General features: G+C 55.3%; 15 protein-coding genes and 3 pseudogenes. 12 read left to right on the top strand and 6 right to left on the bottom strand.

Annotated features, from left to right (window positions below; translation table 11 throughout):
* Positions 1 to 79: 79 nt before the first annotated feature.
* Positions 80 to 475: a hypothetical protein gene (locus ACSQ36_RS33330; RefSeq protein WP_436185348.1), complete on the bottom strand. Its 396-nt coding sequence runs from the start codon at positions 473 to 475 to the stop codon at positions 80 to 82.
* A 408-nt stretch (positions 476 to 883) separates the two neighbouring features.
* Between ACSQ36_RS33330 and ACSQ36_RS33325 the strand changes: the two genes are divergently transcribed.
* From ACSQ36_RS33325 to ACSQ36_RS33290, 8 genes and pseudogenes are all read left to right on the top strand, one after another.
* Positions 884 to 1,645: a YoaK family protein gene (locus ACSQ36_RS33325; protein WP_436185347.1), complete on the top strand. Its 762-nt coding sequence runs from the start codon at positions 884 to 886 to the stop codon at positions 1,643 to 1,645.
* Between the two features lie 284 nt (positions 1,646 to 1,929).
* The gene (locus tag ACSQ36_RS33320; RefSeq protein ID WP_213764988.1) at positions 1,930 to 2,376 is read left to right on the top strand and encodes a hypothetical protein; all 447 of its coding nucleotides are present in this window, start codon (positions 1,930 to 1,932) and stop codon (positions 2,374 to 2,376) included.
* Between the two features lie 57 nt (positions 2,377 to 2,433).
* Positions 2,434 to 2,697, top strand: coding sequence for an HPr family phosphocarrier protein (locus ACSQ36_RS33315; RefSeq protein ID WP_436185346.1), 264 nt, complete (start codon positions 2,434 to 2,436; stop codon positions 2,695 to 2,697).
* A 65-nt stretch (positions 2,698 to 2,762) separates the two neighbouring features.
* Complete coding sequence (locus ACSQ36_RS33310) at positions 2,763 to 3,545, top strand: fused MFS/spermidine synthase (protein ID WP_436185345.1); 783 nt, start codon at positions 2,763 to 2,765, stop codon at positions 3,543 to 3,545.
* Positions 3,546 to 3,916: 371 nt separating this feature from the next.
* The gene (locus ACSQ36_RS33305; protein ID WP_213764989.1) at positions 3,917 to 4,114 is read left to right on the top strand and encodes a ribbon-helix-helix protein, CopG family; all 198 of its coding nucleotides are present in this window, start codon (positions 3,917 to 3,919) and stop codon (positions 4,112 to 4,114) included.
* A gap of 883 nt (positions 4,115 to 4,997) precedes the next feature.
* Positions 4,998 to 5,306 carry a hypothetical protein gene (locus tag ACSQ36_RS33300; protein ID WP_436186495.1) on the top strand — a complete coding sequence of 103 codons (309 nt, stop codon included), beginning with the start codon at positions 4,998 to 5,000 and terminating at the stop codon, positions 5,304 to 5,306.
* Positions 5,251 to 5,505: pseudogene (locus ACSQ36_RS33295) on the top strand (M20/M25/M40 family metallo-hydrolase); the annotation flags it as partial. The gene ACSQ36_RS33300 and the pseudogene ACSQ36_RS33295, both read left to right, overlap by 56 nt.
* A 107-nt stretch (positions 5,506 to 5,612) precedes the next feature.
* A pseudogene (locus ACSQ36_RS33290) lies at positions 5,613 to 5,744 on the top strand (transposase domain-containing protein); the annotation flags it as partial.
* 51 nt (positions 5,745 to 5,795) lie between these two features.
* Here ACSQ36_RS33290 and ACSQ36_RS33285 read toward each other — a convergent pair.
* Positions 5,796 to 6,698 (bottom strand): annotated as a pseudogene (locus ACSQ36_RS33285) (LysR family transcriptional regulator); the annotation flags it as partial.
* 188 nt (positions 6,699 to 6,886) lie between these two features.
* On the opposite strand from ACSQ36_RS33285, the gene ACSQ36_RS33280 reads away from it, so the two are divergent.
* Positions 6,887 to 7,702 carry an alpha/beta hydrolase gene (locus ACSQ36_RS33280; RefSeq protein WP_436185344.1) on the top strand — a complete coding sequence of 272 codons (816 nt, stop codon included), beginning with the start codon at positions 6,887 to 6,889 and terminating at the stop codon, positions 7,700 to 7,702.
* Between the two features lie 241 nt (positions 7,703 to 7,943).
* On the opposite strand, the gene ACSQ36_RS33275 is transcribed toward ACSQ36_RS33280, so the two are convergent.
* The 3 genes from ACSQ36_RS33275 to ACSQ36_RS33265 all read right to left on the bottom strand — a co-directional run bounded on the left by ACSQ36_RS33275 (position 7,944) and on the right by ACSQ36_RS33265 (position 11,151).
* Positions 7,944 to 8,543: a TetR/AcrR family transcriptional regulator gene (locus ACSQ36_RS33275; protein WP_213764939.1), complete on the bottom strand. Its 600-nt coding sequence runs from the start codon at positions 8,541 to 8,543 to the stop codon at positions 7,944 to 7,946.
* Between the two features lie 603 nt (positions 8,544 to 9,146).
* Positions 9,147 to 10,250 carry a porin gene (locus ACSQ36_RS33270; protein ID WP_436185343.1) on the bottom strand — a complete coding sequence of 368 codons (1,104 nt, stop codon included), beginning with the start codon at positions 10,248 to 10,250 and terminating at the stop codon, positions 9,147 to 9,149.
* 439 nt (positions 10,251 to 10,689) lie between these two features.
* A complete protein-coding gene (locus ACSQ36_RS33265; RefSeq protein WP_436185342.1) occupies positions 10,690 to 11,151 on the bottom strand; it encodes a MarR family winged helix-turn-helix transcriptional regulator in 462 nt (153 codons plus the stop codon).
* 1,158 nt (positions 11,152 to 12,309) lie between these two features.
* On the opposite strand from ACSQ36_RS33265, the gene ACSQ36_RS33260 reads away from it, so the two are divergent.
* From ACSQ36_RS33260 to ACSQ36_RS33250, 3 genes are read left to right on the top strand one after another with little or no spacing between them, the layout of a single operon-like run.
* Positions 12,310 to 13,458: an efflux RND transporter periplasmic adaptor subunit gene (locus ACSQ36_RS33260; RefSeq protein ID WP_436185341.1), complete on the top strand. Its 1,149-nt coding sequence runs from the start codon at positions 12,310 to 12,312 to the stop codon at positions 13,456 to 13,458.
* Positions 13,459 to 13,472: 14 nt separating this feature from the next.
* Positions 13,473 to 16,607, top strand: a complete 3,135-nt coding sequence (locus ACSQ36_RS33255) for an efflux RND transporter permease subunit (protein WP_436185340.1) — start codon at positions 13,473 to 13,475, stop codon at positions 16,605 to 16,607.
* Entirely contained in the window at positions 16,604 to 18,205 is a 1,602-nt protein-coding gene (locus ACSQ36_RS33250) for an efflux transporter outer membrane subunit (RefSeq protein ID WP_436185339.1), read from the top strand. The genes ACSQ36_RS33255 and ACSQ36_RS33250 overlap by 4 nt, the downstream gene beginning before the upstream one ends.
* A 128-nt stretch (positions 18,206 to 18,333) precedes the next feature.
* Here the strand turns inward: ACSQ36_RS33250 and ACSQ36_RS33245 are convergent, their stop codons facing one another.
* Positions 18,334 to 18,909, bottom strand: a complete 576-nt coding sequence (locus tag ACSQ36_RS33245; RefSeq protein WP_436185338.1) for a TetR/AcrR family transcriptional regulator — start codon at positions 18,907 to 18,909, stop codon at positions 18,334 to 18,336.
* Positions 18,910 to 18,968 lie beyond the last annotated feature (59 nt).

The raw sequence follows: 18,968 nt of genomic DNA, 5'->3' as shown, positions 1-18,968 counted from the left end.
ACAATCCAATGTTCTCCTGAAACTGCGCGACCGGTTGCCCGAACCGGCGTGGTGCCGCGACCGGTGAGCCGCGACAGTCTTAGTGGATTTCCCCATGCCGGACCGGCGTGGGGAGCGTCCCCGTTACCCGGCGATTTTCAAAACACGACACCGCATGAGCGAGCATACGCGCTGCGTTTTCGAAGAGTGCGTCCGGTTCCAGCATCACCGCTGCTTCAGCGATGCGCTTTTGCGTGATGGCAATGGCAATCACCAGCGCCACGGTATGGAAGCTCGCGTGCGCCAGTTTCAGTTGCAGAAGCTCGGGAGCGTCGTCCCACCGTTGGGCGTCTTCGTGAATCCAGCGTCCGAGCGTGCAGCATCGTTCGTTGCCAAATGCGGACGCGACAAGCCTCACGCGCTTGTGCATTTCCATTCCGTTACGCAACGAGACGCCCGCTATCCAGTGTTCTTCAAGCGTGTCGCCAAGCGACATGGCACTTCTCCTCAAAATGGCGCGCGGGGTGACCGGAATTCTGTCGCCTGCCGGGTTTCGTCCTCCTGCCACCACGAACCGCGTTGACGCTGCGCTGTTGCCGCCGCGTATGCAACCGTGGCGGCACGCGCGCCGCTCACCGTCTGGAGGGGGTGTTCGCCCGGGGGATCAAGTTACCAGTTGATGATAATTGCGTTATCATCCTAGCAGCTTTATTGACCCGATTCCACACGTGATGCACGCGTGATGCGTTGTCGGCATTCGCGAAGAACTCGCCGGCTTCGTTCGAGGCGTCGGGAACGCAGGGTTGCGCCCTGCATGTGGAATTTTGGAAAACCAGCTTGTTGCACCGGTCCTTGTTTGCGCCGAAGCGCGCTTCGGACCCGCGAACACACGAGTCGATACCTGATGCCAGCACACTATTTCCGGACCTTGACGGGAAAGCATCGCAGCACTGACGCCAACAGGCAGCTTGGCTTTTCGCTCGCGTTCGTGGCAGGTGCGACCAACGCTGGCGGCTATCTCGCGGTCAAGCAATACACGTCCCATATGAGCGGGGTGGTATCTGCAATTGCTGACCAGACTGCACTGGGGGACCTTTCACTCGTGCTTGCGGGCGCCGGATCGCTGATCTCGTTCCTGCTCGGTGCCGCCTGTTCCGCGGTACTTGTCAATTGGGGAGGGCGCAGGCGGTTGAACAGCCAGTACGCATCACCCTTGTTGATCGAAGCTGGCCTGCTCCTGTGTTTCGGGCTGCTCGGCAGTCACCTGGCCCTGTGGGAACCTCTGTTCGTGCCCACGACGGTCGTGCTGCTCTGCTTCATCATGGGGTTGCAAAACGCGCTGATCACGAAGCTGTCCGGTGCGGAAATCCGGACCACCCACATGACGGGCATCGTGACGGATATCGGCATCGAACTCGGCAAGCTCTTCTACTGGAATTCTTCCAGGGTCGACGCCACCACGCCTTCCGTACTCGCGAATCGGGCGAAGCTGAAAGTGCTGGGGACGATGCTGACCATGTTCTTCATCGGGGGTGTCACGGGCGCGATGGGGTTCAAGCACATCGGATACGCGGCAACGATTCCCCTGGCAGGACTGTTAACCGTGCTGGCGATCGTGCCGTTGATCGACGATCTGCGCGGCCAGATCTACCGGCTTGACCGCTAGTACGGCAGTTATAAATGGGCAGATGAAGGAACTGGATGCGCGAACGCGCACGTTCAGTGCTGACTGAACAGGCGCCGATCCACTCCTCGTTCGCGCCAGTTCGCTGACGAGGTGGAGAGAGTGGATTGCAGTCGGTGATGCACATACAATGATAATCCAATCATCATTTACTTACGCTACAATACCAATGACGGAAATCAGCTGGACTGCTTCCAGTTGATCGAACCTGAATGATCAGATTGAGCGAAGCAGAGCGTTCACCAGTGCCTGAGGGGAAGATCGACGTGATTGATGCGAGTGTTCCGTTGCTGTCCCATGACTACACGCACCTGTTTTTACGGGAGGTGACGGGCCGTCGCGGATTGATCGTTATTGGCGTGGGCAAGACAGGCGAGCGTGGATTCCAGATGCTGTACAGATTCTCCGATATCTGCGACCGCCTGGAAAAACGCGGGGTCAACGTCATTTTTGTCTATCGGAAGGAATCGGCGCGCCATGTTCAGGATGCACCTTCGTTATTCGGCGCGCGATGCAGGCAAAGGCCCTGTCTGTTCCTAGACGATGATGGTCTATTCTTTCGCGGTCCGCCTCACCCAAAATCGCTTCGCGCGTTATATCTGGATCCGGAAATGCGACGGCTTGATACGGCCGACATCGCCTTGCGGGACGAAACGTGGGACCCATTGCTGCGCGCCTTTTTTGCACAGGTTGTCGCGCGTTCCATGCATTGAGCACAACCGGGAGGGGCGCCGCGCCCTGAGTCACGGATCAGGCACGAGGGGAACGGGTTGGTCGAGGCATTGATTCAGGTAGGCGGGCGATCGGGATTGAACGGGCGCGGGTCAGCAAGGCTTGCTACGACTGCCGCCCGGTTTTTGAGCGATATCGTTTGCATGGCGAATGGCCGCTCCGTCAACGCCAAGGATGTTATGTCGGTCATGTCGCTGCGGGCGAAGCCGGGCGCGCATGTGCGGATCCTGGCAACGGGTCCCGACGAAGTAGAGGCACTTGAGGCACTCTCGGCCATTCTGCGTGCACAGGAATCCTCCTGATCTGATCCAGGCAAGACACTACGTGCGCGTCCGTAGATCGGCCTCGCAACCACTCGCGCTCAAATATGTCCAAGAAAAGAAAGATAAATCTGAACAAGCCGGTGGTCATACAGAACGAACAGGTTGTTTCGCTGTACTTCGATGCGCGTGGGGTCCAGAGCACCATGCTGCGGCATGATCCTTATGCCCTTGCGCTGGGTTATACGCGCACCATGATGGGTTTCCTGTTGTTTCGGCCGTCCCCACGGCGTATCTCGATGATCGGTCTGGGCGGCGGTTCGCTGGCTAAATATTGCTATCGTCATTTGCCGGACACGACCATTACCGCTGTCGAAATCAATCCGCAGGTAATCGCGCTGCGCGACCAGTTTCATGTGCCTCGTGACGATGAACGCTTCAGGGTGATTTGTGCCGATGGTGCGAAGTACGTGACTGTGCTGGTTCCCGGTCATCAGCCCGACGTGCTGCTGATTGATGGCTTCAATGCCGATGGCTTGCCGGCCGAACTGGGTAGCAAGACGTTCTATGAAGCCTGTCGTCGACGGTTGAGCGATGACGGCATTCTCGTGGCCAATCTGGTAACGGACGAACCGGACTTCCATCGCTATTTACGCGCGCTCAAGGACGTCTTCGATAACGCGGTGACCTTGGCGCCGTCGGAGGGCAGTCAACACAATGTCACCGTCTTTGCATGGAAGGGCGACGCCGACGGACTTCCTTCGCTTGCAGTCATGCTTGATCGGGCGCGCGGACTCGCGACCGGACACGGAGTGAACCTTCATGCCACGGCCACGCGCATCGAATACGGCAAGCGATTTAACTGGAACAGATACGAGCAGACGTGTTGATCGTATTCGCCTGCATTGCGCGGATATCGGCACGCGCATGTTCCCGGCCTTTTGATCAGCAGCATTCTCGAGCAAGGAAGAGGGCAGCGGGGTGTGGTAACGAAAGCAGTGCCGTGACCCATTCGTGTGGGGGCTGGTATCCGTCTGGAGACGAGGTGGTCTCCTGATTACCAACTCCGGACAGGATGTCTACACGCGAGGGCAGAGCTTCAGGGCGCTGCCACGATGTGTTGTTGGCGCCAGCAGATCGAGCGCTGAGCGCAGCAAGCGCACGGCGATTAATCCCCGCTGAGCGCTTCTGGCTGCACGAAGATGACTCGGGTCAGGCGATGTATTATAATTCGATTAACATATCTGGACTTCGCCCTGTCATGGAAACAAAAAGCGCTCGACTCACGATTCTGATCGATCCTGTGAAGAAGGAAGCATTCGAAAAACTGTGCGCTGCGCAGGATTTGACGCCCTCACAGGTGGTGCGGCAACTGATTCGCGAATACCTTGAGCAGCACGGTGTCACCTATAAGACAAAGAGCGCCGTTGGTGCGCGCCCACGCCGGAAAACGGCCTGAGGTACACCGGCTTCAGGCTATGACGCGATCCGGTTGAGAAGTTACCGTCCGTTCGTACTGAATGCCGCCGGGTACTCCTTCATGCGGTTACCTTTGCGGCATGCAGGTAAATTACACGTCTTCGTTAAAGCCAGTGCGCGCGTGAACGCGAGCGTCAGATGTGCGGCTTCCGGTTCCTGAAGGCACGTAGGCGTTCCTATTGAGCTTCGGCCTGGCGGCGCTTCTCGGGGCTCACCCAAAGTCGGTCCGCTTGTCGATCAAGCGCAAGTCCTTTCTGTTATTGCGCGGCTTGCCCCCTAACGTATCAAAGACGGAATACAAGGTATCCGTCTACGAGTTAGCAACCATCTCCGATAAGCGCCGCAGCCGGTGTGTCTCACTGCGCAGCGACCTCTACCTCCGTGGCTATAACACCATCCCATGGCGTTTCGGTGACTATGGCGCTTATATTGATGCATTCATTTGCGACTCTTCAACTTGATCGGCCGCAGTTACCTTCGTCCTCAAGGGACAAGGTGAGGAACGTCGGCAATCGACAAATTGCCATGTTGATAACATGATAATATCGTTATCATAGCGCCCGTATATAGATGCGATGTTCCTGTTACGTGGTTGCGCATTTCCACAAGGTACCAGGTGCGGGTCGCTGTTCTTCGGATGGGACTTCGGGTCTCCGACATGCACATTGCACAGAGGGTCTTGAAGTACCCTTCCGAGCCCCAGTCGACATATACCTTGGAGACACCGCCGTTTGTCGAGTAGCTCTGTTCATCAGGTATGGCCAACCGTCGTCGCCTTGCGCGACCGGCATGCTGATTACGAGCAGGTACGAATGGTCTCATTGTCCATTGCATCTCAATGATTTATCAGAGAGAACAAATCGATGGAATACGTCTACAAGTTTTATCTATCGGATGCACACGGCGTTTCTTCAGAAATTCCTTTTCGTGAGGTTGCCCTTCCCGAACCGCTTGAGCAAATCCATGTCGGAAAATCGGTAGAGCTTCCGGACGTGGGTGACGGAGTTGCTCACTGCCAATTCAGGATCACGCGCGTCGAGTCTGATGCTACGGTCACGAAGGTTCCAATGACGCTGGCGGTCCGCGTCGAAGTTGTGAGGCTTCATCAGACGAGTGGTGAGTTTCACGCCGGCATGCGTCAGCTTCGTGCGACGCGCGGCGAGGGCGCTTGATCTTCCTCATGCCGACATTGTGTCGGGCGCCGGACATGATGCCTGTCATCTTGCTCGCATCGCCCCCACGGGGATGATTTTCATTCCCTACGTGGACGGAACCAGTCATAACGAAGCCGAGTCAATTACGCCGTCCGGGGCGAATGTGTTGCTGCAGGCCGTGCTGCAAAGTGCCGGACCCGTTGGCGTCCCAGTGTGATGTTCAATGATTCACCAGAGCATCCGGCCCCAGGATTGCTTCGACACACGAGGCCGGCTTTTTATCTCGCTGGTCTCTTGGTGCCGGCATTCGTACAGGCCTTGTATCTGAATGACATCGATCCGCGTGCTTACCTGGACTATGCGCTAACTCACATCGCTGACCACGAAATCAATCGCATCGACGAGTTCCTGCCTTGGCAGAGGCAAGGCGGTCAGCGATGGGGATTTGCTACGTGAGCCCGCGCGTCCGCTTTGAGAAATCACGTTGCGCGAATCGTCATTCCCCTCGGCCATCAGTGGACACTGCTCAAAGAGGGCTGTGAGCCACTCAACGAAGACACGTACCTTTCCTGCTAAATGCCGATTGTGGGGATAAACCACTGCAATTGGCATTGAACGCGGCTTCCATCGCGGCAGCACTTCAACTAACGCACCGGAAAGCAAATGCGTTGCGACCATAAAGCGTGGGGCTTGAATCAAGCCGCAACCTTCCAGGCAGCAAAGCACGGCCGCTTCCGCATCGTTCACATATAGAGTGCCAGGAACCTTGACTTCGATCGTCTCGTGATCAATCGTGAAGTTCATATGTGAGACTCGACCTGTAAGGCTGGAGAAGTACTGGATTCCGTGGTGTTTTTCGGCTTCGACCAGCTTGATTGGTAACCCAAATTGGCCAATGTACGCCGGACTCGCAACGGTTACGGTCTGAAGGTTTCCTAAGCGCCGCGAGACAAGACTGGAATCTTGGAGTTGTCCTACGCGGACGGCGCAGTCTACGCCTTCTTGAATGAGATCGACCTGTCTGTCACCGAATCCGATCATCAAATCAATGTCCGGATATTTTTCGCGGAACGCTGCTATCTTCGGAATTACGATTAGCTTCCCGATCGAGCCGGGCATATCAACGCGCAACTTGCCACGCGGGCCTTTACCCGAATGAGCCAACGCTTCCTCCGTCTCGCTGATGTCAGCCAAAATGCGAAGACAGCGCTCATAGTAATCGGCTCCTTCCGGGGTGAGACTGAGGCGCCTGGTTGTCCGGTGCATGAGTCGAACCTGGAGATGTGCTTCCAAATTCTTGATGATGGTTGTCGCAGACGCATGCGGCAGTTCAAGCGCGTCAGCCGCTCGCGAGAATCCGTTAAGCTCTACCACCTTGGTAAAAACCTGCATCGCTTGTAAGCGGTCCATATCTGTTTCCTCAACGCTGGCGAGTTGCTCCGGCATCCTTGCTGCACGTCAACGGCCTCGAAGCTCGGCAATTGTTCGACGCAGCCGAATTATAATCTGGATTATAACCATTTATCAGATTCGCGTATTCGGGCAAAATAGGCACGTTGAAATCCCGGAGGGCCGGCGCGCCGCGTCTCTCAAAACTTATGAAGTCGAAGCTGGACGGCGCGCTATGTGTCGAGGAAGAAGTCATTGCGGGTCATGTTCAAACCGTAACGCTTAGAAGCTATCGGCCTTCGTCCAATGGCAGACAGCTTCCCGTTATCCTCTATTTTCACGGTGGAGGGTTCGTACGCGGAACGCTTGAAGATGGCGACGCAGCAGCTTCTCATATCGCCCGGACCACACCTGCCTGGGTAGTCTCGGTCGGCTATTCCTTGTCACCCGCGTTTCCATTTCCGGCAGCGCTGGAAGACGGCATCCGAGCGGCTCGCTGGGCCGTTGCCAATGCTCGCGCGATGGGGGCCAACGGGCGGCGCATTGGAATTTGTGGGCATGACGCTGGCGGTAATCTGGCAACCTGCATTGCTGCCATGGCGCGCGATCGCGAAGCGATAGAGTTTCTCGCGCAGGCACTTATTGCGCCTCTTCTCGATCCAAGCATGACCAGGATCGCTTGCAGCCAAGACCTCGCGGGGGCGGACTTTGCAGCACAAGAGTATTCACGGTGCTATCGCGCTTACTTGCCGTACGTATCGTTACTGATGCATCCGTACGCGGCACCCATTGAATCTCTTCGGCTTTCGGGTCTCCCCCCTGCATTAATTGCAAGCGCCGAAAATGACCGCTTACGTGTCGAGGCAGAGAAGTATGGAAGCGAGCTCATTGCAGCGGGTGTGCCAACAGAGGTGACGAGGTATAAGAGCGCGTCGCACGATTCCTTGGCTAGCCACCCTGGGGCGCTAACCGATATTGGCATGTTCTTTCGCAAGCGGCTTACAACACTAGTTCTTAAGTCTTGATTTTCGTGTGCCGGCGTCGCGGCGTGGCCGCCAAGCAGCAGTGAGATCCAAGCGGCGAAGCGTAACGCCCAAACGAGGGACTGCGCTCTCTTATCGCACACTCAACTGAGCCGCTAAGCAGATGAGGAGCGGCGTCCGTCGAGGCGCCGCTCAGCCGTATTCTTGGAAGGGTGACGCGCTGACCTGTTGCACGCGCTAAGCTCTCAGGCGGCGGCTCTCACGTTCGTGGCGGAAAATGTGGCTACGATGCTTCGGCCATTTGGCGCAAATTTACTTTTGGCAATGAATAGAGGTCAATGAGTTCACTCGCTACGCCTTCGAGTATCTCTGCGGATAGGTTTTCATCCGAAATCGCACGTGATACCGAGATGGCGCCCATGCAAGCGCTGAAAAGAACCATCGCTTTTGCTCTGCGGCGAGCGGCGAGGGCCGGGGGGAGCATTTTTTCCAAAACGTCGAACACCCGGCTCACGCGGGCTGTGTAGGCCTCACGCGTCGCAACGTTGCTTCTTGCTACATCGTTCACAAGGGAGGACAGCGGGCAGCTTCTCGACACATTGTTACGATGACTTTCGGAAAGATATCCGCTGATACATCTGCTCAGACTGACAGTCGCGGCGCCCTCCCAAGTGTCAAGGTCTTTGAACGCGAGGGACAGTGCCTCAATGACGAGGTCATCCCGCGAAGCAAAATGTTTGTAGAAGCCGCCGACCGTCAGGCCTGCCTCTTTCATGATGTCGGCCACGCTGATGCCTTCAATACCTAATTCCCGAAAGCGACGAGCGGCCACATCTACGATTTTCGCATGTGTTGCAAGTTTCTCAGCCTGAGAATGTCCCATGTCTTTCGCCGTAGTTCCTGAAAATCTAAATCATTATCATAATCCTGTTGTCAAGGAAAAGATAGCTATCGGCTAGATAGTTTCCCCCCCGAGATCCCGAAGTCTCGGCTTGCTGAACCAATGATCAAGCTCTGGAAATTTGTTTGTATTCTCGGCACTGGCGAATAGCGGTGACGGCTGTCATTTCTTCTCGGCGTTGTCGCGCCGGAACGTTCTATCCGTAGTCAGGGATCCAAAGTATTCTGGATAAAATGAATACTCCATAACGCCATAAAGAAATATGTCACCTGCTGACATTGAGTCCATCGTAAGCTCTGACTGGACGATAACCCTTAAGGCGCAGTTCAGAGATGTGGCGCAAAACAACCCTACATGAGACGGAAAGAAAATTTGTTCGGCCGCGCCGTCAGCGAGAGACCCTTCACGAACAAAGAAGCCTTGCGCGAGTTTTCGGATGACCCGGCACCATGCGCTTTGAATCACGCCTGGAAAACTGATCTTTTCATAAATCTCGAGCGTACTGGCATCTTGCGAATGGAAGCAGACCACCAGCGAAAAAGGGGCCCTTATAAAGGCCCCCTTTGCCGTCAGAACGCTTCGGTTTCAGAACAAATGTTGGATACCAGCATAGGCCCCTGACTGAGAGTGTCCAGGCAACGGGTTGTCTGTGCCGGTGGTTGACCCGTAGGAGTTCGAGTTGAGTCCAAAGTTAGCGTGCGAGCTGTTTCGTGCAGTCGCAATCTGCAAATCGAGCAATGTCCGCTTCGAAAGATTGTAAGTGCCGCCAACCGTGTAGATGGTGGCATTGCCACCACCGTTGTTTGCGTTCACGTGGTACGCGGCTGCAATGAGCGCCGCCGCTGGCGTCGCTTGCCAGGTTACTCCGCCCCATTCCTGTTTCGTCGTTGTTATGCCGCCGGAATTCGCGCCGCTGCTTGAATGCGCCTGTTGGTAGGTCGCTTGCAGTTTAAACTGTCCCAGGAACACGTTGATGCCGCCAAAGTATTCGCGTGAATAGTTAAACACGTCGTCTAACGTTCCATTTGCGGCATCTCTCCACTCGTCATAGATTCCGCGAAGCTGGAAAAAAGGATTCGAATAGGTCAGTTGGATACCGTCTGCGCGACCCTGGGCCGTGGTGCCATTGCCGTTCCAACTTGTTGCGTTGGAGAGCGCATATTGGCCAAAGACATCAAAGCCAGCAATGTTGGGCGACTGATACGAAATGTTGTTGCTCGAATGGTTCCAGTTACGCCCGCGAACGAGTGATGCAGACGACCAATTGCTTTGGCCAAAGGGATCAAAATCCCAAACACCATTTGATATAAACAGCTCTTTGCCTAACAAGGCTGTACCGAAGACGTCGTTAGATATCCCGATGGTGGCGAATCGGTCGAACAGCCCGTTGTTGGACGGCCCTTGTCCGTTCACGGTGTTGAAGGACCCCTCGAGATGAAAGAGAACTTTGTTGCCACCACCAATATCCTCGACGCCTTTCATGCCCCAAAGACTGGTTCCCCAGTCTCCACTTTCAGCACGAAACCTGCTGCTTGAACCTGTCGGCGCTCCGTTGTTGGGGCCAGTTGGTGCGCCGTTTAGGTATTCCAAGCCAGCGTCGATCCGGCCGTACAAGGTTACGCTACTTTGAGCATGGGCCACTGTGCCGGCCAGGAGCGCGGTTACGCCAGCTAAGATATGTTTTTTCAAGTCTCCTCCATTCACCTTTGTGAGACGAGACTCAACGGCGGAATTATGTTCGCGCTCGGGTCGAGTACTCGCACTAGTCCAAATTAACATCTCGTTTTACATACAAGTTTGGCGTCCTAACACTTGCACGTTTCTCTGTATCGCAACTTCACCTTATGTGATGGAGAAGACATACCGTTGCCGAAATAGTTAACGTACTGCAAGGAGTTAGGACTCACTGGATTATATATAAACTCCAGATGAACGGGGGACGTCGCGGGTTTTTAATGACTTGTGGCTGTGTTGCAACATACCGTTATCAATTGGAACGGCAGGCTAAACGTTAGCTGCAAACGTCACTTTGTCACTCTGGCTTGAGTGAGGTAGGCAGGAAGCACCTGCATCGTTTGCATGGGTCGCCGCCAAGCTTCTAAGGAGCGTTTTCGGTCGCGTAAATTTCTTAAGCTGGTTCCGTGGAGTGATTTGCGGCGTGCGCGAATTGGTCCACGATTGCATTAAGAACATCGAGCCGTGGCTCTCCTGCTGTGGCGTCGAGCCAAAGCGGAAGGGCGGCGTCCAAGACTTGCCGACCGTTTTGAGTTAGCGACAAGCGGCGCTTTCGGTCGCTTGATTCATAACTACCGGTGATCAGCGACTTTCGAGCGAGAATACTGTATTGGGCCGAGACCTGCGGATGGTCTATCCCGATCTCATCGGCGACGTCTTTTACTGTTGGCGGCTCGTCCCTGTAAAGAAGACTAAGAAGACAAAATTGTGCTGGCGTTATCTTTGCTGGTTTAAGTGCAGAGCTAAGGCGACTGGTAGCAGCCCTCATTGCTCGTTGAGCTGCTACGTGTGCAACGCTCAACAACTTGGCTTTAGCAAGCAACGCGGCATTATCAGAGATCATCTGGGTTGACATAGTGTGCCTCAAATGTGTCGTCGGCAATTACGCTCATTCTACGCATAGCCCATGTTTGATAGATGACTGTTGAAGCGGATGGTCGACTTATCGCGCACTGGATTCAGGCAAGCGTGTGGGAAGTGCTGTCGCATACTCAACAATCTTTCGGTTTTTTTGTTCGGCTAACCAACCGTAGTCCGAAACATGTGTTGCTTTGGATTCGAGAGCGACGCGCGCATCTGCTTGATCTGCGTTGCTCTGGACAGTGAGGGGAGTGGTACCGGCTTTGGCCGATGCGGTCTCGACGGCTTCAGCATGGGCCGAGCAGGTAAAAAACAACAAAGCCGCGAGAGACGTTGGTATGAAGGCGCGCATGTTTGTCGGATATCCAGAAACGAAGTTCGCAGACGTGCCGAGCACCAATCCAGCTAGCTGGCCTTGACCGGCAATGTTCGCTGACTTTAAGAGATGCCAGGAAGAAGATAAAGTCGGGTAAAGCGAATAGTCTCATTGCTCAAGACGAACAATCGCTTGTCGACTAAGATCTGCCTCGAAATTCTTTGGCTCTGGATGCTTCTTCGTGCGCCGATGCGGCAAATGGTTGCCGGCTCTAAGCGAGTGTTCCATAACCGCGTGCGCTTGAAGTCAACCCAAAGACCGGCAGTATTTGCGTCGGTCGTCGCAACTTTTTATGGCCGCGCAGACCAAGTCATCGCCGTCGGTCTTCAACCACTCTCGACTACTTAATTTCTTGCTTTGGATGCGGCTGCCCAAGCTTGCGCTGTGAGCGGCAACTGCGCTTCGGGCGCGATTCTACGGCACATGAAGGCATTGCGCTTAGACGCCACGGTATCCGTCCTCGTCGGGTTTTCAGCGATCAATCGATCCGCAAAAAAATATTGACCTATTAGATGCTACGTGTCATCTTTGCGAAATCTGGAGTCTGATCGTAATCCATTCGATTTCTGGTCAGCACGTTAGCTCGAAGTGGCCAATCGCTGGCAACGCAGGCAATCGGCTAGCGCTGTCTGGCCTCATGTGTGACTTCAACCGAATAAGCAACCGAAATTTTAAGGACTTACGAGAGTGGATACAAAGACGAAATTGGAGAATGCGGAGGTCCGGAACGGGTCCCGGTCGAGTCCTCGCGGACGCGCACCAAAGAAATCCGTCCTGGTGATCACGTTGGCAGTCGTGGTCATCGGTGTTGGATGGTTTGTGCACTCGCGCGGTGGCAACGCTGCCGCAGCCAGCGCCAGTCCGCCTCTTGCGCAGGTGACTGTTAGCAAACCGATAGTGCACGACCTCGATACGCGCATTGGGTTTCTCGGTCAGTTTTCTGCGGTTGACCAGGTTGAGCTTCGCGCGCAAGTGGGCGGCACTCTTACTGGCATTTACTTCAAGGATGGGGACGTCGTCCACAAAGGCGATCCGCTTTTTTCAATCGATCCAGTCCCATATGAGATCAAGCTAGCGCAAGCGAAGGCTCAACTGGAAACAGCAAGCGCGCGGGTCGACTTGGCAAATCACGAATTTAGCAGGGCGCAAGAGCTTCAACGTAACGACGCTGGAACGGTTGAAAACGTTGAGCAGAAGACCTCTGAAAGACTTGCCGCACAAGCGGCGGTAGACAACGCTAAAGCGCAGATTCGTGATGCCGAGTTCGATCTTGCGCACTGCCGCGTCGCCGCTCCGTTCACGGGGCGCATCGGCAATCACCTTGTTTCGGTCGGCAATCTGGTGGCCGGAAGCCGCGCGGCGACGAGCCCCACTACGCTGCTTGCTACGCTCGTCTCGCTTGATCCAATCCATTTGGATTTCGATATGAGTGAGGCTGACTTCCAGCTATTTTCGAAGTATCAGCAGCTGTCGAAAGGAACATCCGCCGATAAGGTTCAGTTCGCTTTGGGTACCGAGCCGACGTTCGAACGGCAGGGCGTCCTCGATTTCATTAATAACGTGCTAGATCGTTCGAGCGGCACCATCCACGCTCGAGCAACCGTGCCTAACCGCGACCTTGCCTTGACACCCGGGGAATTCGCGCGGGTGAGAGTGATCGTCGCTCAAGCCACCCCGACACTTCTGGTTCCAGACGCCTCGGTCTTGCCGGATCAATCACAGCACGCTGTCTTCACGGTTTCTGCTGATGGTGTCGTCACTCCGAAACGGGTTGAGATAGGAGATATTCGTGGTGGTTTGCGTGTCATACGTTCTGGGCTGAACTCGGACGACCGGGTGATTGTGGGCGGCCTTCCTTTCGCGACACCCGGAGCCAAAGTGGCTCCGCAGGACGGCAAGATCAGCTACGCCGCAGGCCAGGAATAGGAACCACCCGAACCATGCGCATCGCACATTTCTTTATCGACCGGCCGCGTTTTGCGACGGTCGTGAGCAGTTTTCTTACGCTGATCGGGCTTGGCGCAATGTTTGTGCTTCCGATTGCGCAATATCCGGAAATCGTTCCGCCAACAGTACAAGTCACGACGTCCTACCCTGGCGCGTCGGCAGACACTATTGCTCGTACAGTCGCAACGCCGCTCGAGCAACAGATTAACGGCGTTGAAAACATGATTTACATGGGCAGCCAGTCAACCGGCGATGGAAGATTGACTGTTACGGTTACGTTTCGCATTGGCACCGATCTGAATGTCGCGCAGATGTTGACGCAGAATCGCGTTCAGGATGCGTTGCCGCGGCTGCCGGAGGACGTACAGCGCTTGGGTGTTCAGGTTCGAAAGTCAACCCCAAGCATCCTTATGGCGATTCACCTCTATTCGCCGGACAAGACTCGAGACACGCTTTATCTCTCCAACTACGCGACGTTGCACGTAAAGGATGCGCTCGCCAGGCTTGAGGGTGTGGGAGATGTGCAGTTCCAGGGCGCCCGCGAATACGCTATGCGCATCTGGCTCGATCCCGATAAAGTCGCCGCCAACAACCTGAATGCCGGCGAAGTGCTCAATGCCTTGCGTGCTCAAAATCTGCAGGTGTCCGCCGGGGTTCTGAACCAACCTCCAACACATGGTAACGAGGCTTACCAGATCAACGTGGAGGCGTTGGGTCGGCTGTCCACCCCTGCTGAATTCGACGATATCGTGGTCAAGTCCGATAGTCAGGGACGGGTCACACGAGTGCGCGACATCGGCCGCGTCGAGATCGGCGCAGCCGATTATGGGTCGACGGCGTTCATGGATCGCAGCGACGCTTCTTCGCTTCTAATCTACGCCCAACCAGGTGCAAATTCGCTTGCGGTCGAAGGCGAAGTTTTGTCGACCATGAAAGGCCTTGAGCACGATTTTCCCCAGGGCCTTGGCTATAAGATTATCTACGATCCGACGATCTTCATCGGCAAGTCAGTCGATGAAGTTATCACTACAATTTTTGTCGCCATCCTGCTTGTAGTCGGTGTCGTTTTCATATTCCTCCAGAATTGGCGAGCGACCATTATTCCGGTGGTTGCGATTCCCGTTTCGTTGCTCGGGTCTTTCATCGTTCTCTACGCATTCGGTATATCGCTGAACAACCTCTCACTGTTTGGATTGGTTTTGGCCGTCGGGATTGTGGTCGACGATGCGATCGTCGTGGTAGAAAACGTCGAACGCAACATTCGCTCTGGCATGTCGCCAACCGAGGCGGCGCACAGAACGATGGACGAGGTGGGTGGAGCGCTGCTGTCTATCGCGCTGACGCTGTGCGCAGTGTTTGTTCCCTCAGCCTTTCTGAGTGGGATATCGGGCCTCTTTTTCCGGCAATTCGCGGTTACGATTGCGGCCTCCACGATCATTTCGTGCTTTGTCTCGCTCACTCTGAGTCCAGCGCTGTGTGCCGTGCTCTTTAAGGAGCATGTCCCTCACGCCTTGCACACAAATGCTGCACAGCGTTTCTTGCACCGCGGCTTTGATAAATTCAACAGAGGGTTCGACAAGCTCTCGTTCGGGTACGGAAAACTTACTCGTCGATTGGTGCGCGGCTTAACGGTCGTTCTTATTATCTACCTGGCCCTGATTGGCATAACGGCCATGGAATTTGCGCGCACGCCTACGGGTTTCATCCCGGAGCAAGACCAAGGGTATCTGATCAACATTGTTCAGCTCCCGGCCGGTTCGTCGCTGGACCGTACGGAGCAGGTGGTTCGGCGAGCGATTGACATCGCGCTTACAACCCGCGGTGTGGAGCACGTTGCTCCGTTTGTTGGCCTGGACGCGACCACCTCTACCGTGGCGTCGAACTCTGGAACAGTATTTTCGGGACTTCCATCGCTCTACAACCATTCTATTTCTGGTGTGACGGCCGCTACAGTGTTGGCAGACCTTCGCCAAAGGCTATCGGTAATCAAGGATGCCTATGTGTTGACGATCCCGCCGCCGCCTGTTCAAGGCCTGGGTAGCGCGGGTGGATTCAAGATGATGCTCGAGGATCGCGGTGGCCTGGGATCCGAAGCGCTTGTGCGTGCTGCGAACGCTCTCGTTGCTGCGGCAAGAAAAGATCCCGATTTCGCCGGCGCATTTACTTTGTTCAACGCGGGGTCGCCCTCGATTTATGCGAATGTCGATCGAGTGAAAGCTGAGAAGGTTGGACTGACGCCAACAGACGTCTTTTCGGCCATGCAGGTCTACCTTGGTTCGCAGTATGTGAACGATTTCAACTACCTTGGTCGGACGTATCAGGTCGTTGTCCAGGCTGATGATCGATTCAGGCACAACGCTGAGGACATTACTCGCCTTAAAGCGCGTAACCAGGCCGGGGAAATGGTTCCGATCGGGAGCGTCGCGACGATGGAAAGCAGGACCATTCCGTATCGTGTTCCGCGCTACAACCTGTATCCCGCTGCTGAGGTTCAAGGGGTTGCGGCGCCTGGGGTTGCCACTGGCACGGCCCTTAAGCGCATGGAAGAGCTCGCTCAACAGGTTCTTCCGCAAGGAATCAGCTTCGAATGGACCGACTTGGCATTCCAGCAGCAACAACGTGGCACTCCTACTCTGCTCGTCTTCGGTGCGGCTGCACTCTTCGTGTTCCTTGTCCTCGTGGCGCAATATGAAAGCTGGAAGCTGCCGCTGGCGATTGTCCTGATCGTGCCGATGTGTATCCTTGCGTCGGTGACGGGCTTGATTACGCGAGGTATGCCGATCGATATCCTGGCGCAGATAGGATTCGTTGTGCTTGTAGGACTGGCGGCGAAAAACGCGATTCTGATTGTGGAATTTGCTCGCCAGAAAGAAGGCGAGGGCTCGTCTCCAGTGGAAGCCGCAGTGCATGCTGCGCGCACCCGCCTGCGCCCGATCTTGATGACATCTTTCGCTTTTATTCTCGGAGTAGCGCCGCTCGCGTTCGCAACGGGGGCGGGGGCGGAAATGAGGCAGTCGCTTGGTACCGCAGTGCTGTTCGGGATGCTTGGGGTGACTTGCTTTGGTCTACTGTTCACGCCGGCGTTCTACATCTTGGTAGGAAAGTTTGGCCGTAAGGAGAGCGTATGACGAACATTTTCGCCCACGCCGACCGCGTCAGTGGCTCTACGGGCATGCCACTGTCGGCTGATTCCTCGCAAAACGGTCCTCAGAGGAAGTCAAAGGAATCGGACAATTCGCTTGGTGCTTTGAGGGGTATTTCGGCAGGCATTGTCTTAAGCCTCGTCTTGGCCGGTTGCGCAGTAGGTCCTGACTATGTCCCGCCCAACTCGCAGTTCGTACCGTTTCATAGTCATATTGCGACGGCGGGACCACAGGCTCCATTACCAGCGCCGCAGCTCGACGTGTGGTGGACGGGATTCAACGATCCGATGCTAACAACCGTCGTTCAGCGGGCATTGGCGCAAAATCTGGATCTTGCCGCGGCGATTGGCCGTGTTCAACAGGCCCGCGCCGCAGCTGCCGGAGCAGGCGCTAATCTGTTGCCTACTGTCGACCTGAACGCGAGCGGGACAGCTGAACATCAGAGTCTGCAAAGCCCATTCGGAACGCTTGCCAAGACTTTTCCGGGCTACAGTCGAGATCAGAAGGAGTACAACATTGGTCCTGCTGCAAGCTGGGAAATCGATCTCGCTGGTGGACTCCGACGAAGTGCCTCCGCTGCCAGGGAGGAGGCGCAAGCGGCGGAGGCTGAGCAGCTCGGTACCCGCATTACCGTTGCGGCTGATGCGGCTGACGCCTATATACAAATTCGGGGTCTTCAGGCTCGATTAGCCGTTGCGCAAGACCAGATCGACACCGATTCGCACCTATTGGACTTGGTCAAAGTTCGCCGTCGCCTAGGTGCGGCGGAAGATCGGGAAACGGCGCAGGCGGAAGCGCTCTTCAAGCAAGCAAGGGCGACAGTTCCGCTGCTGAAAACTTCGTTGGAAGCACAACTTAATCGCTTGGACGTGTTGATGGGAGTTCAACCAGGAACATACGCGAAGGAGCTGGCTCAGCCGAGCGCAATTCCAAGTGTCCCTTCCATTGCAGACACCGACCAACCGCTCGATGTTCTGCGCCGTCGTCCTGACATCATTGCGGCTGAACGGAGGCTAGCGGCGTCAAACGATCGGATAGGTGCTGCCATATCGGACTATTATCCAAAAATATCGCTTTCGGGAGCGTTGGGATTTGATAGTGTGAGCACTAATCATCTGTTCTCTGCGCAGTCGTTTCAGCCCATTGGAACAGGGGCGTTGCGCTGGCGTTTATTTGACTTTGGAAAGGTCGATGCTGAAGTTGCACAGGCGCGCGGTGTGAATGTGGATGCACTCGCTCAATACCGGCAGGCAGCGTTGAAAGCGACAGAAGATGTTGAGGACGCGTTTACGAGCCTTTCTCAGACTGAAGCACGACGGGTGGAGTTGCAGGACGAAGTCACTGCGTTGGAACGTGCGCGAGCTCTATCAGAGAGTGCCTATAAAGCTGGCGCTATTACGCTCACCGACGTTTTGGATGCAGACCGACAACTTTTGGTGGCCCGTGACGATCTTGACAGCACAAAGGCTGATTCAGCGCGTGCAGCCGTGACGACATATCGCGCTCTAGGCGGTGGGTGGGACCTTTCGTCGGCGGGTGGAGTTGTGGCCACGGCTGCGACGGAACAAAAAGCGGCTAACTGACGCGCGACTACGACGCTGATGCTGGCGTTGTAGCCTTTGATGCGAGATCTGACGTTGCTATGAAACTTGCCAATGCTGGCTGACGTTCAACCAGTATTGGCTCCGGCATCTGTGCGCTGACCTTTTGGTCAGTTGCGCTTTGAGAGATGTTTTTTCGTTTGTTGAAGGATGGTTGCCGACAAACTCGGGTCGTTGACCATTCTCGCAACTGTGACCGCGCCGATAAGCGTGGCCAATATCACCAAAGCTTCCTTTTTCGCTGCCGCAGGAGATCGGTCTTCTAAGTGCGCGGAGAAAATCCCGACAAGCTTCAAGAAGCCAGCGGTGGACGCTTCCCGCAACTCGTCACTACCGCGGGCCATCTCGCTACCGAGGGCGACAAAAGGGCAACCACTGCCCGGATTATCGCGATGCTCCAAAGAAAGATAATCTGAGATCGCACTGTCCAGTGCCCGCGTACGTGTTGAGTTCGACAGGGAGCAAATCATTGTTTCTGCAAATGAACCAGAAGCGACCACGATCGATTCCTCGACCAGGTTCTCCTTGGAAGAAAAATGCTTATAAAAACCACCGTGTGTTAAACCTGCGGCGGCCATAAGATCAGCAAGGCCTGTGTTTCCAATGCCATTTCGCCGAAACTCGCCAGCAGCAGCATCAACGATGCGTTGGCGCGTTTCAGCGGTCTCCCGTCTTGATTTTCTCATATCACCTTCCTTTCGCTAGAACGATAAACACAATTTATATCGTAGAGCTTAATAAACAT

It is taken from the genome of Caballeronia sp. LjRoot34 (genome assembly GCF_964253815.1).
Classification (GTDB): domain Bacteria; phylum Pseudomonadota; class Gammaproteobacteria; order Burkholderiales; family Burkholderiaceae; genus Caballeronia.
This window is presented reverse-complemented; position numbering and strand designations above follow the sequence as displayed.